18 protein-coding genes are annotated in these 19,976 nt (G+C 69.0%); 10 read left to right on the forward strand and 8 right to left on the reverse strand.

Going from position 1 to position 19,976, the window contains the following annotated elements; all coding sequences use genetic code 11:
- Nucleotides 1-123: 123 nt before the first annotated feature.
- Nucleotides 124-1,083, forward strand: coding sequence for an acetyl-CoA carboxylase carboxyltransferase subunit alpha (locus RAB71_RS14385; RefSeq protein ID WP_010344053.1), 960 nt, complete (start codon nt 124-126; stop codon nt 1,081-1,083).
- Nucleotides 1,084-1,244: 161 nt separating this feature from the next.
- Here the strand turns inward: RAB71_RS14385 and RAB71_RS14390 are convergent, their stop codons facing one another.
- Complete coding sequence (locus tag RAB71_RS14390) at nt 1,245-1,700, reverse strand: CopD family protein (RefSeq protein ID WP_010344054.1); 456 nt, start codon at nt 1,698-1,700, stop codon at nt 1,245-1,247.
- Nucleotides 1,701-1,781: 81 nt separating this feature from the next.
- Here RAB71_RS14390 and RAB71_RS14395 point away from each other — a divergent pair, with 81 nt between their 5' ends.
- Together RAB71_RS14395 and phaZ are read left to right on the forward strand one after the other, a co-directional pair.
- Complete coding sequence (locus RAB71_RS14395) at nt 1,782-2,387, forward strand: class I SAM-dependent methyltransferase (RefSeq protein WP_010344055.1); 606 nt, start codon at nt 1,782-1,784, stop codon at nt 2,385-2,387.
- 63 nt (nt 2,388-2,450) lie between these two features.
- Nucleotides 2,451-3,761: a polyhydroxyalkanoate depolymerase gene (phaZ, locus tag RAB71_RS14400; RefSeq protein ID WP_010344056.1), complete on the forward strand. Its 1,311-nt coding sequence runs from the start codon at nt 2,451-2,453 to the stop codon at nt 3,759-3,761.
- A gap of 51 nt (nt 3,762-3,812) precedes the next feature.
- Here the strand turns inward: phaZ and RAB71_RS14405 are convergent, their stop codons facing one another.
- Both RAB71_RS14405 and RAB71_RS14410 read right to left on the reverse strand, forming a co-directional pair.
- The gene (locus RAB71_RS14405) at nt 3,813-4,742 is read right to left on the reverse strand and encodes a sensor domain-containing protein (protein ID WP_010344057.1); all 930 of its coding nucleotides are present in this window, start codon (nt 4,740-4,742) and stop codon (nt 3,813-3,815) included.
- Complete coding sequence (locus RAB71_RS14410) at nt 4,739-5,104, reverse strand: PadR family transcriptional regulator (RefSeq protein ID WP_010344058.1); 366 nt, start codon at nt 5,102-5,104, stop codon at nt 4,739-4,741. The genes RAB71_RS14405 and RAB71_RS14410 overlap by 4 nt, the downstream gene beginning before the upstream one ends.
- 171 nt (nt 5,105-5,275) lie before the next feature.
- On the opposite strand from RAB71_RS14410, the gene RAB71_RS14415 reads away from it, so the two are divergent.
- Both RAB71_RS14415 and RAB71_RS14420 read left to right on the forward strand, forming a co-directional pair.
- A complete protein-coding gene (locus tag RAB71_RS14415; protein WP_010344059.1) occupies nt 5,276-7,054 on the forward strand; it encodes an XVIPCD domain-containing protein in 1,779 nt (592 codons plus the stop codon).
- Between the two features lie 101 nt (nt 7,055-7,155).
- Nucleotides 7,156-8,076, forward strand: a complete 921-nt coding sequence (locus tag RAB71_RS14420) for a peptidylprolyl isomerase (protein ID WP_029562255.1) — start codon at nt 7,156-7,158, stop codon at nt 8,074-8,076.
- Between the two features lie 30 nt (nt 8,077-8,106).
- On the opposite strand, the gene RAB71_RS14425 is transcribed toward RAB71_RS14420, so the two are convergent.
- Nucleotides 8,107-8,619 (reverse strand): DinB family protein, encoded by a 513-nt coding sequence (locus RAB71_RS14425; protein ID WP_010344061.1) that lies wholly within the window; start codon nt 8,617-8,619, stop codon nt 8,107-8,109.
- Nucleotides 8,620-8,711: 92 nt separating this feature from the next.
- Nucleotides 8,712-9,638 (reverse strand): DMT family transporter, encoded by a 927-nt coding sequence (locus tag RAB71_RS14430; RefSeq protein WP_040902265.1) that lies wholly within the window; start codon nt 9,636-9,638, stop codon nt 8,712-8,714.
- Between the two features lie 213 nt (nt 9,639-9,851).
- Here RAB71_RS14430 and RAB71_RS14435 point away from each other — a divergent pair, with 213 nt between their 5' ends.
- The 4 genes from RAB71_RS14435 (at nt 9,852) to RAB71_RS14450 (ending at nt 13,160) form a co-directional block, all read left to right on the forward strand.
- Nucleotides 9,852-10,793: a LysR substrate-binding domain-containing protein gene (locus RAB71_RS14435; RefSeq protein WP_010344063.1), complete on the forward strand. Its 942-nt coding sequence runs from the start codon at nt 9,852-9,854 to the stop codon at nt 10,791-10,793.
- A gap of 228 nt (nt 10,794-11,021) precedes the next feature.
- Complete coding sequence (locus RAB71_RS14440; protein WP_010344064.1) at nt 11,022-11,336, forward strand: metalloregulator ArsR/SmtB family transcription factor; 315 nt, start codon at nt 11,022-11,024, stop codon at nt 11,334-11,336.
- Between the two features lie 30 nt (nt 11,337-11,366).
- Nucleotides 11,367-12,800 (forward strand): DUF2867 domain-containing protein, encoded by a 1,434-nt coding sequence (locus tag RAB71_RS14445; protein WP_041500331.1) that lies wholly within the window; start codon nt 11,367-11,369, stop codon nt 12,798-12,800.
- Nucleotides 12,801-12,866: 66 nt separating this feature from the next.
- Complete coding sequence (locus tag RAB71_RS14450) at nt 12,867-13,160, forward strand: hypothetical protein (protein WP_010344067.1); 294 nt, start codon at nt 12,867-12,869, stop codon at nt 13,158-13,160.
- A 370-nt stretch (nt 13,161-13,530) separates the two neighbouring features.
- On the opposite strand, the gene RAB71_RS14455 is transcribed toward RAB71_RS14450, so the two are convergent.
- A complete protein-coding gene (locus tag RAB71_RS14455) occupies nt 13,531-14,487 on the reverse strand; it encodes a DUF4349 domain-containing protein (RefSeq protein WP_010344068.1) in 957 nt (318 codons plus the stop codon).
- Between the two features lie 104 nt (nt 14,488-14,591).
- Here RAB71_RS14455 and RAB71_RS14460 point away from each other — a divergent pair, with 104 nt between their 5' ends.
- On the forward strand, nt 14,592-16,406 hold the full coding sequence (locus RAB71_RS14460; RefSeq protein ID WP_010344069.1) for a DUF885 domain-containing protein: 1,815 nt from the start codon (nt 14,592-14,594) through the stop codon (nt 16,404-16,406).
- A 257-nt stretch (nt 16,407-16,663) separates the two neighbouring features.
- Here the strand turns inward: RAB71_RS14460 and RAB71_RS14465 are convergent, their stop codons facing one another.
- Together RAB71_RS14465 and queA are read right to left on the reverse strand one after the other, a co-directional pair.
- The gene (locus RAB71_RS14465) at nt 16,664-18,511 is read right to left on the reverse strand and encodes a S8/S53 family peptidase (protein ID WP_010344070.1); all 1,848 of its coding nucleotides are present in this window, start codon (nt 18,509-18,511) and stop codon (nt 16,664-16,666) included.
- 319 nt (nt 18,512-18,830) lie between these two features.
- A complete protein-coding gene (queA, locus tag RAB71_RS14470) occupies nt 18,831-19,880 on the reverse strand; it encodes a tRNA preQ1(34) S-adenosylmethionine ribosyltransferase-isomerase QueA (protein ID WP_010344071.1) in 1,050 nt (349 codons plus the stop codon).
- Between the last annotated feature and the right edge of the window lie 96 nt (nt 19,881-19,976).

A 19,976-nucleotide genomic window follows, 5' to 3' on the forward strand; every position in this document is an offset into this window, starting at 1 on the left:
CCCCGCTCTTCCGATTCCCCATTCCCGATTCCCCATTCACGGCTTTTCCCCCGTTCCCCCCCGTACGGGCCACACACCCGCATTCGGCTAAACTCCTCCGCTTCACGTTCTCCACGGCTTCCAATGAACCCGAACTACCTCGACTTCGAGCAACCCATCGCCGATCTGGAAGCCAAGATCCAGGAACTGCGCAGTGCCAGCACCGGTCCGGCGGTCAACGTCGATGCCGAGGTCAGCGCGCTGGAAGACAAGCTGCGGGTGCGCACGGCACAGATCTTCCGCGACCTGTCCTCGTGGCAGATCTCGCAGCTGGCGCGGCATCCGCAGCGCCCGTACACGCTGGACTACATCAACGTGTTCTGCGACGAGTTCCAGGAACTGGCCGGCGACCGCGCGTTCGCCGACGACAAGGCCATCGTCGGCGGCCTGGGCCGCATCGACGGCCGCGCGGTGGTGATCATCGGCCATCAGAAGGGCCGCGACACCAAGAGCAAGATCGCGCGCAATTTCGGCATGCCGCGCCCGGAGGGCTACCGCAAGGCGCTGCGCCTGATGAAGCTGGCCGAGCGCTTCAAGCTGCCGCTGCTGACCTTCATCGACACCCCCGGCGCCTACCCCGGCATTGGCGCCGAGGAGCGCGGCCAGAGCGAGGCGATCGCGCGCAACCTGCTGGAAATGGCCGAACTGAAGGTGCCGGTGATCTGCACCGTGATCGGCGAAGGCGGCTCCGGCGGCGCGCTGGCGATCGGCGTGGGCGACCGTACCCTGATGCTGGAATACGGCACCTACTCGGTGATCTCGCCGGAAGGCTGCGCCTCGATCCTGTGGAAGGACGCGTCCAAGGCCAAGGACGCCGCCGAGCAACTCGGCCTGACCGCCAAGCGCCTGTCCGCGCTGGGCCTGGTCGACAAGGTGATCCGCGAACCGATCGGCGGCGCCCACCGCAACCCCACGCAGATGGCCAAGCGCCTGAAGGCGGTCCTGCTCAACGAACTGGACGCCCTGGAACAGCTGCCGATCGCGCAACTGCTGCAGAAGCGCTACGAGCGCCTGCGTAGCTACGGCGCTTACGAGACGGCGTGATCGCAGCGGCGTAGCCGCTGCGGGGGAATCGGGAATGGGGAATGGGAAAAGCCGGCCGCCTCGGCTGTGACACGTGAGGGCAAATCCGGCTCGCGCGCTAACAGCTAGCGTTGCGCCGCTTTACCGATTCCCGCCTCCCCATTCCCCATTCCCGGCCTCAATCAAAACGGCTTCGCCAGCACCAGCCAGATCACCACCAGCAGTGCCAGCACCGGCACCTCGTTGAACAGGCGCAGGGCGCGCGAGGACGGCAGCGCGCCGGCCTGGCCGACGCGCTTGAGCCAGCGGCCGGTGAAGATGTAGTAGGCCAGCATCAACGCGACCAGGCCGAGTTTGGCGTGCAGCCAGCCGCTGTGGCCGGGCGCGACCATGGTCGGGAAGTCCGGCAGCACCTTGTAGCCCAGCCACAGGGTCAGCCCCAGCAGCAGCGCCAGGCCGAACATGCTGTGGCCGAAGCGGTACAGGCGCCGTCCCATCAGCGCCAGGCGCTCCTGCACCTGCGGCTGGCCCGCGCTCTCGGCGATGTTGACCAGGATCCGCGGCAGGTAGAACACCGCCGCCATCCATGCGATCACGAACAGCAGATGCAGGGACTTGATCCACAGGTAGAGTTGCATGCGCTGGCTCCAGGTTGCTGGCGTAGGATGTGCGGCCATTTTCGCCGATTCGTCCGGCGCCCGCACGGACCACACGCCCGCATGGACAAACAGTACGACGCCGACTACTTCCAACGCTGGTATCGCCGCGACGGCATCGGCGACGCGGCGCGCCTGGCGCGCAAGGTCGCGCTCGCCGTGGCCCAGGCCGAGTACTACCTGGAACGGCCGATCCGCAGCGTGCTCGACATCGGCTGCGGTGAGGGCGCCTGGCGCGCGCCGCTGCTCAAGCTGCGGCCGAAACTGCGCTATCTCGGCTTCGACAGCAGCGACTACGCCGTTGCCCGCTACGGCCGCCACCGCAACCTGCACCCGGCGCGCTTCGGCGATTTCGCCTGGCTGCGGCCGTGCGCGCCGGTGGACCTGCTGGTGTGCTCGGACGTGCTGCACTACGTGCCCAGCCGCGAACTGCGCCAGGGCCTGCCCGGCCTGGTGGAGTTGTGCGGCGGCGTGGCGTTCCTGGAGACCTTCGCCGCCGAAGACGACTTCGACGGCGACCACGCCGGCTTCCAGCCCCGCGCGGCGCGCTGGTACCGGCGCCAGTTCGGTGCGCTCGGGCTGCGCCCGGTGGGCAGTCATTGCTGGCTGGCGCCAGCGCTGGCGGGGGATGCGGCGGCCCTGGAGACGATTGGTCTGGTGCCCCATTAAGGTGCAAACCGCGCGGATGCGTTATGCTGCACGGCAGCATACGCTCAGAATGGAAACACCGGCATGCTCTACCAGTGGCACGAACTGACCCGTAACCTGCTCGCCCCCTGGGTGCACCAGGCCGAAGCCAACGCCAAGATCTTCTCCGACCCCAACAGCCTGTGGTCGACGCTGCCCGGCGCCGAGCGTCTGGCCGCGAGCAACGAGTTGATGCACCGCCTGGGCAAGGACTACGAGAAGCCGGCATGGGCGCTGGACCATGTCGAGGTCGACGGCCACGCGCTGCCGATCGTCGAGCAGGAAGTGCTGCGCAAGCCGTTCTGCCGCCTGCTGCGCTTCAAGCGCTTTAGCGACGACGCCAAGGTCGTGGACGGACTCAAGAAGCAGCCGGCCGTACTGGTGGTGGCGCCGCTGTCCGGCCACCACGCCACGCTACTGCGCGACACCGTGCGCACCCTGCTGCGCGACCACAAGGTCTACGTCACCGACTGGATCGATGCGCGCATGGTGCCGCAGTCCGAAGGCGACTTCGGCCTCGACGACTACGTGCGCTACGTGCAGGACTTCATCCGCCACATCGGCGCCGAGTCACTGCACGTGATGAGCGTGTGCCAGCCGACCGTGCCGGTGCTGGCGGCGGTGTCGCTGATGGCCGGACGCGGCGAGACCACGCCGCGCTCGCTGGTGATGATGGGCGGGCCGATCGACGCGCGCCGCAGCCCCACTGAGGTCAACAACCTGGCCACGCGCAATCCGCTGTCCTGGTTCGAGCACAACGTCATCCACACCGTGCCGCCGGCCTATCCCGGCCACGGCCGCGCCGTCTACCCGGGCTTTTTGCAGCACATCGGCTTCCTGGCGATGAACCCCAGCCGGCACTTCATGTCGCACTGGGATTTCTACGCCAACCTGGTCAAGGGCGACCTGCAGGACGCCGAGGCGCACCGCCGCTTCTACGACGAGTACAACGCGGTGCTGGACATGCCGGCCACCTACTACCTGGACACCATTCGCGTGGTGTTCCAGGAGTTCCTGCTGCCGCGCGGCGAATGGGTGATCGACGGCGAACGCGTCGACCCGGCCGCGATCCGCGACACCGCGCTGCTCAGCATCGAAGGCGAACTGGACGACATCTCCGGCCTGGGCCAGACCGCCGCCGCGCACGACCTGTGCACCGGCATCCCTGCCGCGCGCCGCCAGCATCTGGAAGTGCAAGGCGCCGGCCACTACGGCATCTTCAGCGGCCGCCGCTGGCGCGACATCGTGTATCCGCAGGTGCGCAGCTTCATCGCCGCCAATGCCGGCGCCAGCCGCGCGCCGGCGGCCGGCAACGTCACCCCGCTCAAGCGCCGCAGCAGCCGCAAGGCGGGCTGAGCGGCATCTCGCCCGCGGCGACCCCGCCGCGGGCGATCGTGCATCAGGACATCAGGGCGCCTCGCTGCGCACCAGCAGGTGCTTGGCGAGCAGGCCATGCGCCTTGCCGAAGCCGCGCGACAGGTGCAGGGTGACGAAGAACAGCGCTGCGCCCAGCACGCTGGCCAGCAGCAACGGCAGCCACGCCTCGCTGCCGATCCAGTGCAGCGGACCGACATGAACGGTCAGATCCGCGACATCCGGGGCAAACAGCGCAGCAGGCGCCAGCAGCATCAGCAGCGAGGTACTCAGCAAGGCCGCGAAGACCGTGAAGTAGAAGATCCCCAGCGGCAGCATCAGCAGGAAATACAGCATCGTGGTCCAGGTGCGCGCATCGGTGAACATCTGCCCGATGCGCTGCAGCCACGGCTGTTCGGGGGCGCTGTACAGCGGCCGGCGTGGCATGCGCTCGCCCAGCAGGACTTCCACCACGCGGCCCTCCACCAGCGACAGCAGCCGCACCGAACCGAAGAACAGCACCAGCAGCGGCACGCCGACGATCAGGATCAGCAAGCCCGCCGACACGCTGACGCCGGTGACCAGCCAGGTGAAGTAGAAGATGCCGGTGACCAGCGACAGCAGCATGTAGAACAGGCTGCCGTAGGCGCGCGGGTCGGCGACCACGCCGAAGAAGCGGCCGAGCAACGATTTGCGCTTGGGCGGCGCCGGCGGCTTCAGCGCGCGGCTGACCGTGACCTCGGTATCGCGGTAGATCTCGGCCACCTCCTCCGGTGCGCCGTAGCTGCCGGCGACGCCGGCGATGACCTCGGCCTCGCTCTTGCCCGGCTGCTCGGCCAGTTCCGAACGCAGGTATTCCTCCGCGTCGTACAGCGCGTCCTGGATCAGCGCCGGGTCGGCGCCGCCCAATGCCGCACGCAGTTGCGCCAGGTAGTCGGGAATGGTGGTCGGCAAGGGCCGCGGTGCGGTGTGTGCGCTGCTCATTCTGAAATCCCCTTCAGCACGGAATCGACGGAATCGCGGGTGGCGCGCCACGCCGCGGCCCATTGCCGCAGCGTGGAAAGACCCACCGCGGTGATGCGGTAGTAACGCCGTGGCGGCCCGGCCACCGACGGCTCGACATGGCTGGACAGCAACCCCGCCGCCTCCAGGTTGCGCAGTACCGGGTACAGCGCGCTCTGCTTGCCGCTGAGCACGCCCTCGCCCACCTGCTCCATGCGCTTGGCGATCAGATAGCCGTACAGCGGCGCCTCGGCGGCGGCCAGCACCGCCAGCAGGGCCAGCGACACGGTGCCGGCGCTCAGCTCCTTCTGGAATTTCTTCAGCTGCGCATCCGGCTCGACCATGGCGCCCCTCACTAGGTTGAAGTGGATACTAGTGCAGAGTTCGACATAGTCCCTGTGCCGTTGGTCATAGGCACCGCTCCCGCTGGCGTTCCCGGCGACAAACGTTTCGGCAACACCGCGCTGACTACACTGCGGGACCTTCCTTTGTGCATGCCATCCAGGAGGTCACGCATGAGTTCGACGCCCGCCACCCCACAGCCCGGGCAGGCCACCGAGGCCAGCTTCGCCGGGTCCGGCAATCAGTTCTCGACCGGCGCGTTCAAGCGCGATCCAGAAGCCGGTTCGGCCTCGGTCGAGTACAGCCGCACGGCCGCCGAGGCCAAGTACGGCCCGCTGGAATACGCGGCGGTGCATACCGGCAAGGTCGGCGCCGGCCGCAAGCAGGAAAACGGCGACACGGTGTTCAACGTCGAGATGGAATTCACCCAGGGCCATCGCATCCAGGGCGACTTCAAGGCCGGGCGCCTGGCCGCCGACGGCAGCCTGACCCAGGCCACCGGCGAGCGTGGCCGCTACGAGGTCCGGCTGCGCGGCGAGGCCACGGCCGACGCCGCTGCGCGGGTGAATCCCTTCGACCCCGGCACCATTCCGGAAGGCGGCAGCGTCAAGCTCGACGGCCAGGTGTTCGCCAAGACCTCGATGGAGGCCGCGTTCCGCGGCGTCGCCACGTCCAGCGAGCGCACCGACGCGGCCGGCGTGAGCTATGCGGTGCAACGCGTGGATGCCGATCACGTGCGCGTCGCGGTCGGCCCGGCCCAGGCGGTGGAGCGGCTGGAGGCCGTGGGCCTGAAGACCGACGTCGCCCAGGCCATGCTCGGCCGCCAGGATGCGCTGGGCCAGGCGACCATGCGCACCGCCACCTTCGACCTGCGCGACCCGCAGGCGCAGGCCGCCTATCGCGACTTCCTGGCCAGCGGCCGACTCGCCGCCAACACGCCAGGGGTCACCGACGTGCAAAAGGTCGAAAGCCTGACCATGAGTTCGGAGACCCGTGCCAATCTCGGCCTGGGCCCGTTCAAGGCCGAACTGGGCGGCCAGCGCAACACTGGCGAGAACGTGCGCACCACCTATGCCGACGGCAGTTCCAGCGTGGTCGGCAAGGTGCAGTACGCCGGCAACGTGCCGATGACCCTGACCCGCCAGTTCGACCCGGCGGGCAAGGAGCGCGTGGACGAACGCAGCTATCAGTTCACCTTCGACAAGGTCGACCACAATCAGGCGCAACTGCTCAACGCCGCGCTCACCGGCAAGGACACCGCCTCCACCGATACGCCGATCGCGGCCGGCCAGACCGCCACCCTGCGCTTCTCCGAACAGCAGATGGACGCGCTGCGCCAGCAGTACCAGCGCGCCGCCCAGGCCAGTCCGATGACCGCGCATGAGGCTGCGGAGTATGCAAAGCAGAGTCCGCAGGACTTCGCGATCGGCCTGGCGCGCAACCTGGGCAATTCCCAGTACGGCCTGAGCGAGCGCCTGTTCCGCGTGTCCAGCAGCGCCGGCGGCACGCCGGGCGGTGACCTTGTGCGCATCGACGCGCAGGTCGACCGCGCCGACCCGCCATCACCGTCAGCGCCCACGCGCGCCGCCCCAACCACCGCCGCCCCGCCCGATGCGCGCGCCGCCGCCGATCCGCAACAGCAGGCGATGCATCAGGCGATCGAACGCAAGCTCACGCCCTACGACGCGAACGTCGCGAGCGGCCTGCTGCTGGCGGCCCGGCGCGATGGCCTGACCCAGGTCGATCACGTCCTGCGCAACGACAACGGCCGCGTGTTCGCGGTACAGGGCGACCCGATGTCCGCCGACAAGCGCGTGGCCTACGTGGACGCCGCGCAGGCGGCGACCATCCCGGCCGCCGAAAGCGCCAGGCAACTGGCCGCACTGCCACCGACGCCGACCCAGGCGCCAGTGCAGGAGACGCAGGAACCGCAGAAGCGCGCGCTGTCGTAGGCGGACCTCTCGGTGGCACGGCGATCGCGCCGTGCCACCGGTGCATTGGCAGCGGCCACCGCTTCGGTGAGAATCGAGCGCTCACCGACCGGGCCGCCCTCATGCCGTTGCGCACTTCCCTGCTCGCCCTCGCGTTGTCGCTCCCCGCCTCCGCCGCATGGGCGGGGGCACCACCGCCGGCCGTGCCGTACCGCAGCCCGCAACAGATCCTGGACGCATCCAAGCCCAGCGACTGGCGCACGCTGGATCCGGCCAACACGCTGTACCTGGAGCTGGACACCGGCCGGGTGATCATCGAACTGGCGCCGGCGTTCGCGCCGCAGCATGTCGGCAACATCCGCACCCTGGCCCACGAGCACTTCTGGGACGGCCTGAGCATCTACCGCTCGCAGGACAATTTCGTGGTGCAGTTCGGCGATCCCGATGGCGAGGAACCGGGCAAGGCCAAGTCGCTGGGCAGTGCCAAGACCCACCTGCCCGCCGAATTCCAGCGCCCGGCCGCGGGACTGGCGTTCCAGCCCCTGCCCGACCGCGACGGCTGGGCGCCGCAGGTGGGCTTCGTCGACGGCTTTCCGGTGGCGCGCGATCCCAAGGACGGCACCGCCTGGCTGGCGCATTGCTACGGCACCGTGGGTGCCGGCCGCAACAACGACGAAGACAGCAGCATCGGCGCCGAACTGTACGTGGTCACCGGGCAGTCGCCGCGGCAACTGGACCGCAACATCACCGTGGTCGGCCGCGTGGTCAAGGGGATGGAACTGCTCAGCGTGATCCCGCGCGGGCCGGACCCGATGGGCTTCTACGAAAAACCCGAGCAGCGCACGCCGATCCGCGCGATCCGCCTGGCCAGCGACGTGCCGGACGCCGAGCGCACCCCGCTGCAACTGCTGCGTACCGATAGCCGCACTTTCCGCGAGGTGGCCGAGGCGCGGCGCAACCGCCGCGACGATTTCTACAAGCGTCCGGCCGGCCACATCGACCTGTGCAACGTGCCGCTGCCGGTGCGCACGCCGCCGAAGTGACGCGTCATGCGCGCGCCGGACGGCGCGCGCTCAGGCGCCGCCGACGCTGCGCCGCTGCGGCTGTTGCGCGTGCAGGAAACGGGTGAACAGTTCGCGCGGCTGCTCCACGGCGCATTCGGTCAGCAGCATGGCGATGTTGCCGCGGTGGAAGGCGCCATGCGCGAGCACGTGGAACAGCATTTCCTGCCGGCTCATGCGGCCGGCATCGCCATCGGTGAAACGGAACGCCAGCGTCTGCTGCAAGGCGGGCGCGTCGAGCCGGGCGACATAGTCGGCATACCAGCGGTCCGATTCGGCTACTGCCGCACCCAGCGCCTCCAGCTCCGGCGTCTGCGGCGTGTTGCTCGCGGCGTATGCGTGCGTGCCGCCCTCCAGGTGCGCGGCGAAGATCCGGTCCACCACGTAGGTGTGGTTCAACAGCCGGATCGCGCGCTGCCGCTGCGCCGGATACGCGACCGCATCGATCTGCGCCAGCGCCTGCAGCATCTCGGCGTTGGCCCAGGCCTTGAACGCGAACTGCGATGCGAGCAGGGAATCGGTCATTGCGTCGTTCTCCAGGCCAAGGGAATGTGCCGCACCGCAGGTGCGGCGCACACCAGCATCGGCATCCTCGCGCACGCCTGCAAGCTGCGTTGCTAGCGTGCGCGCTGGCTGAAGGCGACGCTGCCCAGGATCAGCGCCCCGGCCAACAGCATGGTCCAGGTCAGCGGCTCGCCTAGGAACCACCAAGCCAGCAGCGCGCCGAACACCGGGATCAGGTAGGTCACGGTCGAGGCGCGGGCCGGGCCGATGCGCTGGATCAGCCGGTAGTACATCAGGTAGGCCAGGCCGGTGCAGACCACGCCCAGGCCGCCCGCGCAGGCCCAGGCCAGCGCCGACACCGGCGCGGCCGGCCAATGCGTCCACGCCAGCGGCGCCAGCAGCAGCGCGCTGCAGCCGAGCGTGGCCGCCGCCGACGCGGCCGGCGGCAGATCGCCCATGTGCCGCTTCACCAGGTTGTAGCCGATGCCGTACAGCAGCGAGGCGGTGGCGCCGGCGAAGGCGGACGGACCGACGCTGAGCCCGGCCGACTTGCCGGTGGCCAGGACCAGCACGCCGATGAAGCCGATCAGCAATGCCAGCGCACGCCGGGTACCGATGCGCTCGCCGAAGAACAGGAAGGCGATCAACGCAGTGAACAGCACCGTCATCGCGTTGCAGATCGCGCCGATCGCCGCCGGCGCATGCTGCGCGCCCCACGCGAACAGCAGGAACGGCAAGGCGGAATTGAGCACGCCGATCGCCGCTAGGGTCGGCCAGCGCCGCAGCGGGAAGCGCGCCCGCGCCAGCCACAGGAACGGCAGCAGCACCGCCGCGCCCAGCGCCAGGCGCAGTTCCACCAGCGCATAGGCGCCGAACTGCGGCGCCGCCACGCGCATGAACAGGAACGAGCAGCCCCAGACGACGCCGAGGAACCCCAGCTCCAAGGGTGTGCGCCAGTCGCGCGCTACCGCGGGATCGGACACGGGCGTGGGAGAGGCCGAGGCGATGGCTGGCTGCAGGGAGGGTTCGGAGGTAGGCATGGAGGAGGCTCGCGGTCGATCGGCAACGCGCCGCAGCGATCGTGCGACGCCACGCATTCGCTGCCGGTTGCGGACGCCGGTCGGCGCCTCTGCACCGACCTCGCATCGCCCCCGGCCGCGCATGTCGTGTTCGGCTGCCAGCATTGCCCCGTACCGTGGGGCCGACAAGCGCGTAGTATCGTCGCGAGCCACAAATCTGCCGCGTGTCTGACCGTGCAACTGCGCCCGTCCCTGCTGCCCGCGCTCGGCGTGTTCGCCGCCGCGGCGCGCCACCAGAACTTCGCCCATGCCGCGGAGGAACTGCATCTCACCGCCAGTGCGGTCAGCCACCATGTGCGGCGGCTGGAAGCCCTGCTCGGCGCCACGCTGTTCCAGCGCCACGCGCGCGGGGTCAAGCTGACCGCCGAAGGCCGGCAACTGGCCGATGCCGCCAGCGCGGCGCTGGCCGACATCGCCGCAGTGGCCGGCAACCTGCATCCGCAGGCCGACACCGCGCCGCTGCGCCTCACCACGTTGCGCTCGCTCTCGTACTGCTGGCTGCTGCCGCGTCTCCCGCGCTTCTGCCAAGCCTATCCGCACGTGCGGCTGGACATCCAGACCGATGCGGCGTTCTCGCGCTTCGAGGAGGGTGGCCCGGATCTGGGCATCCGCTACGGCCAGGGCGCCTGGCCGGGCCTGACCTCGCACCACCTGATGGACGATGCGTTGTTCCCGGTGGCCTCGCCGGCGCTGCCGCAACTGGCGACGCTGCACCGGCCCGAACAGATCGCGCAATTGCCGCTGCTCACCGACATGTCGCCACAGGGCTGGCGCGACTGGTTCCGTGCCGCCGGCGTGCGCGGCGTGGCGCTGCCGCCGATGCACACCTTCAACGACAGCACCGATGCGATGCGCGCGGCGGTCTACGGCGTGGGCGCGGTGCTGGCGCGCAAGCACATCGCCCAGCCCTACCTGCAGCGCTACGAACTGGTGCGCCTGCCCGGGCCGGCGCTGACTGCGCGCTATTCCTACTACATCGTGCATCCCACCCACCGCCTGCTCAGCCCGGCCGCCAGCCACTTCATCGACTGGCTCAAGCGCGAGGCGCTGGACGAACGCACACCGCTGCCGGCGCTGCCGGCGGAACTGCTCGGGTTGCCGCCGACGGCGGGCTAGCGCTGCCGCGCGCCGCAGCGCATGCGATGCAGCGGCACCCCGTGTCGATCGGATCGTAGGAGCGGCTTCAGCCGCGACGCGGCGTTACCGGTAAAGCCCGTCGCGGCTGAAGCCGCTCTTACGGGAGACCACGCGAATCGACTGGACCAAGGGCTGCCAGCCAACACCATTGACAACCGACACACACCACGTCATTAATTAACTAATTCGTTAATTAGCTAAGCCCCGATGTCCATCGACCGCGTCTTCGAAGCCCTCGCCTCGCGCCCGCGCCGCGAGATCCTGGCCTACCTGTCGGCACAGGAACTCACGGCCGGCGAGATCGCGCAGCGCTTCGCGATGAGCGCGCCGGCGATCTCGCGGCACCTGTCGGTGCTGGAAGCGGCCGGGCTGGTGGCGAGCGAGCGCCGCGGCCAGTTCGTGGTCTACCGGCTCACCCCCGACAACCTGGTCAACACCCTCAGCGGGTTCGCCTTCGAGATCTGCCCCAGCGCCGGCCCGCTCAAGCGCGAGTCGCGCAGGCAGGCCAAGCGCACCACCTGATCCTTCCGCCACGGCAACAGGAGTCCGCCGATGACCGCCGCACCGCTCAGCGAACACGCCGCCGCGCAAACCGGATTTCCCTCGGTGCGCCTGCCCTCCTACAGCGGCGGCCTGCCGGTGGAGGTCATCCTGATCGCCCAGCTCGGGGTCGGCGCCGGCGATCCGCTGATCGCCCAGGCCTGCCTGCGGCAGCGTGCGCATCCGCAATTTCGCGACGCCCTGGACGAACCCTCGGCGCGCCTGGCAAGCACCGATTTCGGCAACGGCGAGTCCACCGCGCTGTATTCGTTCGCGGTCGGCGCCGGCGGCCATCCGTTCCACTGCCATGCCGGGCATCGCATGTTCACCGCGATCACCGGCAGCGGCGGCGCGCTGCTGCGTTTCAGTACCGCCTCACCGGCACAGCTGGCGGAAGATCCACAGCATTTCCTCGCCGCGCTGCGCCATGTCGAATTGCCCGCCGATTGCCTGTTCAGCGTGCGCTTCGGCGGCGGCACCTGGCACCAGTTCGCGCCGCTGCGCGCGCGGTCCGGACACCCGGCGTTCTTCGCCCTGTCCTGCCACAGCGACGAAGCCGGCGGCGCGCTGACCGACGACGTGCGCGCACAGGTGCTGGCCGGCACCGCCGATATCGCCACCCTCACCGAACTGCTGCCGGCCCCGGTCGCGGCGCTGCTGGTCTCGCCGCAGGCACAGGCGCGATCCGTGCCGACAGTGCGGCTATCGCTGGCGGCCTCGCCGGGCAGCCGGCGCCTGGCCTGGTGCGCCGGCCTGCGCGCGCTCAGCGGACGCCTGCGGCAGCGGCTGGGCGGCTGGCGGCATCCGGCCGGCTTCGCGGCGCTGGCGCCACGCTTGTTGCGTGCGCAGGTGACACCGCAGTTGCTGCCCGGCTCGCTGCTCGAACCGCAGCTACCCGCGCATGATCACCAGGACAGCGTGCGGCTGACGATGCCGGCGCAGGCGCTGCGGCCGCTGGGCGCACACGCGCTGATGACGGCGTTGCTGGGCGGCTTCCTGCAACACCCGCCGCGTGGCGTGACCTGGCTGATGCGCCTGCGCAACGTGCTGGTGGCGCCGCTGCGGCTGCGCACCTCGCCACTGGGCTGCCCAGTGTCCTCGCTGCTGTCGCCGCAGCGCGATCAGCTATTCGCTGGGCGCTTCCCGGTGCTGGCGCAGGCATCGTCAGCACAGGCGCGACGCGTGCAAGTGCTGCTCGGTGCCGACGACCGCCACCTGGTGTTCCGCAGTTGCGTCGGCGTGACGCTGCGCGAAGACGGCAGCGCCGAGCTGAGCCTGGAAACGCGTGTGGCCTGCCGCAACCGCTTCGGGCACCTGTACATGATGCTGATCGCCGCCGCGCATCGCCGCTACATCGCCCCGACCATGCTGCGCGCGGCCGCCGAGGCGCTGCTGCTGCCGGTGGCCGAGCATGCCGGCCCGGACGTGGTGGCAACGGTGCGCTGAGCGCGTCATCACTCCGCCTTAGCCGATGCCTGCCTAGCCTGCGCCTTCCCCCCAAGAGGAAGGACCATGCCCCAGCTCCGCATCCGCATCACCGGCAGCGAGGACGACGCCCGCGCCATCATCAATCTGCTGTCGAGCCTGGACGGCATCGAGCACGTCGAGGAAATCGACGATCTGATGCCGCACATGGACGATGACGATTCCAGTTCCGCCGGCCTGCCCGACGACCAGGGACCGGGGACCCACGAAGTGGAAGTGGACGCCGGCAACGCCGCCACCGCGCAGAAGGTGCGCGAGGCCGTGGAAGCGCTGGCGTTCGAGCTGGACGTGGTCGTGGAGTTCGAACAGGACGAAGGCTGAGGCCTGCATCCGGGGCGTTGCGCCGCGTGGCGCTGCGTCCTGGCATGCCTATGGCCAGCATCCTTTTCCAGCGGCGTCAGCCGTGTCTCAGGTACCCGACCTTAAAGCGTCGGGACTGAAGTCCCTCCCACAGTGCACCCAGTCAATGTATCGCGAGCCCCAGCAGGAGTCGTCCTGCTATCGCTCAAGCTTGAGTGTCAGACAAGAAGAACGGTAGGAGCGGCTTCAGCCGCGACCCGCAACCCCTCATCGTCCACGGCTGCTGAATGACGTGTCACTGTTCCGTCGGCAACGCGTGGCAGCACCGCTGCTCGCGCATCACCTCCATCCGTTCCCCGCCCGATCCGTCGGATGGGAACCGCCTCCTCCGCTAAGCCGAACGACGTCGACGTCGGCGCCAGGCGATCAGCCGCCACAGCGCATAGCCGAGCAGCACGAACGGGGCCAGACCCACCACCGCACGAATCGCCCAGGCGATTGATCCGGCGAAGATTTCGCCGCTGTCGTGCAGCGCCTCGCCGATGTCGCTGCGGCTCCGCTCGGCGGTCGGCGCCGAGAACGTCAGGGTCACCCGCTGCGTATCCAGGCGCCGGCGCTGCTGTGCGGCTTCCTGGCTGGTGGCGAGCAGTTGCGTCTCCACCGCGGCCAGCTTCTCCGACAGCGCGATCATGTCGGCCACGCTGAGATCGCGGCGCTGCTGGAACTCCTGCAGGCGCCGCTGCTCGGCCTGCAGGCGCTGGCGCTGCGCGTCATTGTCCTGCACCGCCTGCGCCAGGTCCTCGGCATGGGTGGTACGGCTCTCGATCTGGCCGCCCTGGCCCGCCTCCGCGATCAACGGCTCGACCCCGGTGGGTGCGATCCGCACGCTGAGTTCGCCGCGCGGCCGCTCGCCGCCGCGCTGTTCGACCTGCAACACCGTGCACGCGCCGAAACCGGATGTCCGGCAGCGTTCCTGCAACTGCTTGAGCCGTGCGGGAATCTGCGCTGCCGGCAGCGCCACATCGACCTCATGCTCATAGGCCAGGGACGGCGCGGCGTTCACCTCGCCACTCGGCGGGGGCGCTGCGACGGCGGCCTCGGCGGCACTGGCCGCGCTACTGGCGGCATCGGCGGAATAGAGATGGGCGGCCGGCAGCGCCGCGCTCTCGCCGCCGCGGCTGCAGGCAGCGATGGACACCGCCAGCGCCAGGGAAGCGCCCCAGCGACACCAGCGCCGACGCGCAGGCGCGACGACATCGACCGTGCCATCCGCTGCTGCGACGCCCTCCGGATCGATCGCGGTGTCGCGCACGACATGGCCATGATGGCGACGTCCCTTGTCCTGCATTGCAGTGCTCCTGATTGGCGAAAGCCTTCAGGGTAATCCAATGGCAGGGGCGCTGGCAGCACGGCACGGCTACCCTGGCGGATCGACCCACTCCAGGAACCCCGATGCGCAAGCACCTGCTCGCCGCCGCCCTGCTCGCCGCCCTCGCCGGCTGCCAGAAACCCGCCGACGCGCCCGCCGCCAGCAACGCAGCCCCCAGCCAGGCCGCGGCCGCGCCCGATGCAGCCGCCGACGCCAGCTTCGCCGCGCTGTCCAAGCGCGCCGTCGACACCTGGATGCAGCTGTCCCCGGTCGGCGCCACCCAGACCGGCGACCATCGCTACGACAGCGAACTGGACGACCTCAGCGCCGCCGGCCGGCAGAAGAGCCTGGACGCGAGCAAGCAGTTGCTGGCCGAGCTGGACAAGCTCGACGTGGCCAAGCTCTCGCGCGAGAACCAGGTGGACGCGGCGATCCTGCGCAACCAGTTGCAATCGGACATCTGGAACAGCGAGGTGGCGCAGGGCTGGGCGACCGACCCGCAGGTCTACAACGGCCTGGCCGGCGGCGCGATCTACGGACTGATGGCGCGCGAGTTCGCGCCGCTGCCGGAGCGGCTGAAGTCGGCCACTGCGCGCATGGAGAAGATCCCGGCGCTGTTCGCGCAGGCGCGCGCCAACCTCGACCCGGCCCGCGTGTCGGAGATCAGCGCCAAGACCGTGGCCAAGCAGAACCGCGGCATCCTCAGCATCGTCGACAGCTTCATCGTCCCGCACATCCAGGAACTGCCGCAGGCCGACGCGCAGCGCCTGCAGGCGGCGATCGAGGGCCTGAAGAAGGCCGTGGCCGAACAGCAGACCTGGCTGGACCAGACCCTGGTGCCCAACGCCAAGGGCGACTTCCGCCTTGGGGCGGAGAAGTACGACCAGAAGTTGAAGTTCGCGCTCAACTCCTCGCTGTCGCGCGCCGAGATCAAACAGCGCGCCGAAGCCGAGCTCACGCGCGTGCGCCAGGACATGTACGGCATCGCCCGCACCGTGCTGAAAGACAAGCCCGGCGCGCCGGCGCTGGTCGATGCGCCCAGCGACGAACAGCAGCAGAAGGCGATCGAGGCGGCGCTGGAGCTGGCCTATGCGCAGCATCCGGCGCGCGACAAGGTGGTCGAAGCCGCCAAGGCCTCGCTGGCCGATGCCACCGACTTCGTGCGCAAGAAGGATCTGGTGACCCTGCCCGATGCGCCGGTGGACATCATCCTCATGCCCGAATTCCAGCGCGGCGTGGCGGTGGCGTACTGCGATTCGCCCGGTCCGCTGGACAAGAACCTGAAGACCTTCTACGCGGTGTCGCCGATTCCCGACGACTGGACCGCGCAGCAGGCCGACTCGTTCCTGCGCGAATACAACAGCCGCATGATCCACCTGCTGAGCATCCACGAGGGTGTGCCCGGGCATTACGTGGAAGGCTGGCACTCGGCCAAGTTCCCGTCGACGCTGCGCGGCGTGCTGCGCTCGGGCGTGTTCGCCGAAGGCTGGGCGGTGTACACCGAGCGGATGATGCAGGAGCAGGGCTACCTGGACAACGACCCGCTGTTCCACCTGGTGCAGCTAAAGTTCTATCTGCGCAGCATCGCCAACGCGCTGCTCGACCAGGGCGTGCACGTGGACGGCTGGAGCAAGGAACAGGCGCTGCACCTGATGGTCCACGACACCTTCCAGCAGCAGAGCGAGGCCGAGGGCAAGTGGGTGCGCGCACAGCTGACCTCGGCGCAGTTGCCGACCTACTTCGTCGGCGTGCAGGAGCACCTGGACCTGCGCAAGGCGATGCAGGACAAGCTCGGCGCCAAGTTCAACCTCAAGGCCTACCACGACCAGGTGCTGTCCTACGGCGCGCCACCGGTGCGGTTCGTGCGCGAGCTGATGCTGGACGAGCCAATCAAGTAGTCGAGATTGGGGAGTCGGGATTGGGGATTGGCAACGGCGGCATTGCTGACATGCTCAGAGAAAAAAGCCCCCTCGCTTGAGGGGGCTGCCGCAAGCGGCGAAAAACGTGCGGTCCGGATTGTGTGGCTGGAGCTGATGGTCGCAGCGCAAGCAGCCATCTTGCTGCGATCGCACCGCGATCGCGTCAAGCCGATGCGTGACCAGTAGCGCCAAGGCGCTTTGCCAGGCGCCGCCGTCAGCGGCGACGCCTGCGCGGCTCACTCGCCGTACACCTCGATTTCCGAGTAGGCCAGCCACGAGTACAGGTTGTTGGCCTCGATCTTCAGGTACTGCGAGACACTGCCATCCAGGGCGATGTACACCGGCGCCACGTCCGACTGGTCGGGCTCGGTGTAGTACTGCGGATTGTCGAAGTACACCGGTCCCGGGCTGGAGCTCCCGCCGAACACCGCGCCGTGACGGCCAGCGGAGACGGCGAAGTCGATCGGCTGCGGCGTGCCCGCGGTTTCGCTGGCTGCGGTGCGCACGGTGATGCGCACGCCGGTGACCTTGCGCATCTGTCCCAGGTTCACGGTGACACTGCCCCAGTTGGTGCGCGCGTTCCAGTAATCCGTGTCGCTGAAGAAGCGGCCGTCGTACAGCGAGGCCAGGTTGTCCGAATTGGTCGGCGAGGTCGCACCGATGATCGGCAGGCGCTTGATCAGGTTGAGCGAGGACGGCGCCACATACTGCACCTTGCGCAGCGGCAGGCCCGCCTCGCTGTAGCCGGTGTTGCTCAGGCCGGCCTTGATGTAGGCCTCGCGCTCGATCGGCCGCGTCTGGGTGTTGCCGTAGCGCGAGGCGATCGCAGCGACGATCGGTGCGGCGAACGAGGTGCCGGAAACCGCTTCGGTACCGCCGTCGTAGATGAGGTTGGTGATTTCGTGCGCCGGTGCCCACGCCTCGATGCAGGGCCCGACCGTCGATCCCTTGGCATAGCCGCCCCACCGATCGCTGTTCTGGGCACCGCCGAAGCGCGCGCCATCGCGCTGCAATCCGCCAACCACGACGATGCCGTCCATGTCGCGTGCAGACCCTTGCTGGGTCTGCGGATCGACATAGCCGAACGCCACCTTGCACGCATCCTGCTCCAGCGGCGAGAGCCCAACGGTGTAGGCATTGCCCGCCGACTGGGTGATGAAGAAGCGATTGCTCGCCGCGCGCATGCGGCGGCCCCAGCGATTGCTGGCGTTGAACGGGTTGTAGGTTCCGCCCGGGCTCTGATTGAACGACATGTTCAGGACGGCGAATTCGCCCGACGCTTCGGCGTAGCGCACTGCTGCATCCAGTGCCGTGGCGACGGTGCTTTCGTTCAGATCGGCAAGGCCGAACGCCTTGATCGGCTGGCCAGGATTGACGCCACGCACCAGTTGCCCATTCTGTCTGGCACCGATCAGGCCGGCCGTCGCGGTGCTGTGCAGCGGGTTGGGCGACAGCGTCGGGAAGTCCTGGCGATACACCACGTTGAGCTCGGAATGCGGCGGATTGTCGAGCACCGCATCGAGCAGATAGGCGGGATTGGAGGTGGTGAATCCATCATTGGTCTGCGTATACGGCAATGCCCACGACGTGATCTCGCCACCATTGACGATGTCGCCCGCGGCCGAGAACGTGGCGTGCGCCGCCTCGACCCCGCGCACCGACACCACCCAGTCGGCCTTGAGCAGTTGCGCCGCGGTGCGCTCCGGCATCCAGGCATAGACGGTGCTGGAGACCGTGGACAGCACCCGCTCGATCTTCACCCCCGGCAACTGCGCGATCTGGTCGGCGAAGTGGACCATGCCGGTGCTGTTCTCGTGCGCGCGGATCGCCGGATCCAGCGTGCGGTAGTCCGAGGGACGGGATTTGGCGTACAGGCGCGTGGTCTCCTGCAGCACGAACGGGTTGAGATCGATCGCATACAGGCGTCGCCCCTGCGTATCGGTGCGCGGCATGGTCGCTTCCTGCAGCATGCGCCTGGCCGGGAACTTGCCGCCGCCGGCCGCTTGCGGCTGCGCGTGCGCGGAGGCGACGGCCAGGCTCGCCAGCAGCGCGGCCAGCAGCAGTTCGGTCGATGTCTTCTTCATGAACTCATCCTTTGACTGGGGGATGCCCCGCTCATCGGGGCACCGGAACAGGGGTTCCACCCATCAAGGACGAGAGGCATGCGCACCTCCCCTACCGCATGCGCGGCATCGTCTACTCAGGCAGACGCTGCACGCTGCGCATCACAGTCCGCGCATGTGTCGCATCGCTGCGGCAGCGTCGGCAAGGCGATAGAGAGTAGGCACCGATGTCGCGATGCGATGACGCAAATCCTGTGCGCATGCGCGATGCCTGGCATGCGCAGATCCAAGGCACGAGGCGTCGCAGCGCGCCCGTGTGCGGGCGCGGCGACGCGGCGCGTTATCCGACGCGTTCTGCCGGCGTCTCGCTGCTCCACAGCAGCATCGCGTCGCCGTAGCTGAAGAAGCGGTAGCGCTGGGCGATCGCGTGGCGGTAGGCGGCGAAGATGCGCTCGCGGCCGGCGAAGGCCGAGACCATCATCAGCAACGTGCTCTCGGGCAGATGGAAGTTGGTCACCATCGCGTCGACGCTGCGGATGCGGTAGCCGGGCAGGATGAAGATCTGCGTCTCGCCGGCGAACGGATGCAGCTCGCCGTCCTTGGACGCACTCTCCAGCGCGCGCACCACCGTGGTCCCGACCGCGATCACGCGGCCGCCAGCCGCGCGCGTGCGCCGCACCTGCTCGACCAGGCTTGCACCGACGTTGAGCCACTCGCGGTGCATCTGGTGCTGCTCCAGCGCTTCCACCCGCACCGGCTGGAAGGTGCCGGCACCCACATGCAGGGTCACGTGCCCGACCTCGACCCCGCGCTGCTGCAGCGCCTGCAGCAACGGCGCGTCGAAATGCAGCCCGGCGGTCGGCGCGGCGACCGCACCGGCCTCGCGCGCGAACACGGTCTGGTAGCGCTCGCGGTCGTCCAGGCCCGGCTCGCGGCGGATGTACGGCGGCAACGGCAAGCGTCCTGCCTGCTGCAGCCAGTGCTCCAGCGCGCCGTCCACATGGAACTGCAACTGGTAGAACTCGCCATCGCGGCCCAGCACCTCGGCCTCGCCGCCGGCATCCAGGGCGATGTGTGCACCGGCCTTGGGCGACTTGCTCACGCCCAGTTGCGCCCGCGCGCGCTGGCCGCCGAGCAGCCGCTCGATCAGGATCTCGACCCGCCCGCCGGTGCTCTTCTGCCCGAACAGCCGCGCCGGGATCACCCGCGTGTCGTTGAAGATCAGCAGGTCGCCGGCACGCAGCAACTCGGGCAGGTCGCGCACATGCCGATCGGCGAAGAGCGCCGGCGCCGGTGGTACCAGCAGCAGCCGGCTGGCCGAGCGCTCGGCCAGCGGCTCCTGCGCGATCAGGTCTTCAGGCAGGTCGTAGTGGAAATCGGACTTTTTCAAGGCGCCGGGACGATCAGGAACGGGGCCGGCCATTGTAGCGGCGCCGGGATTGGGGATTCGGGATTGGGGATTGGCAAGAGCGCGGCGATCCCGCTT

The sequence above is a fragment of the Xanthomonas sacchari genome (assembly GCF_040529065.1).
GTDB lineage: Bacteria > Pseudomonadota > Gammaproteobacteria > Xanthomonadales > Xanthomonadaceae > Xanthomonas_A > Xanthomonas_A sacchari.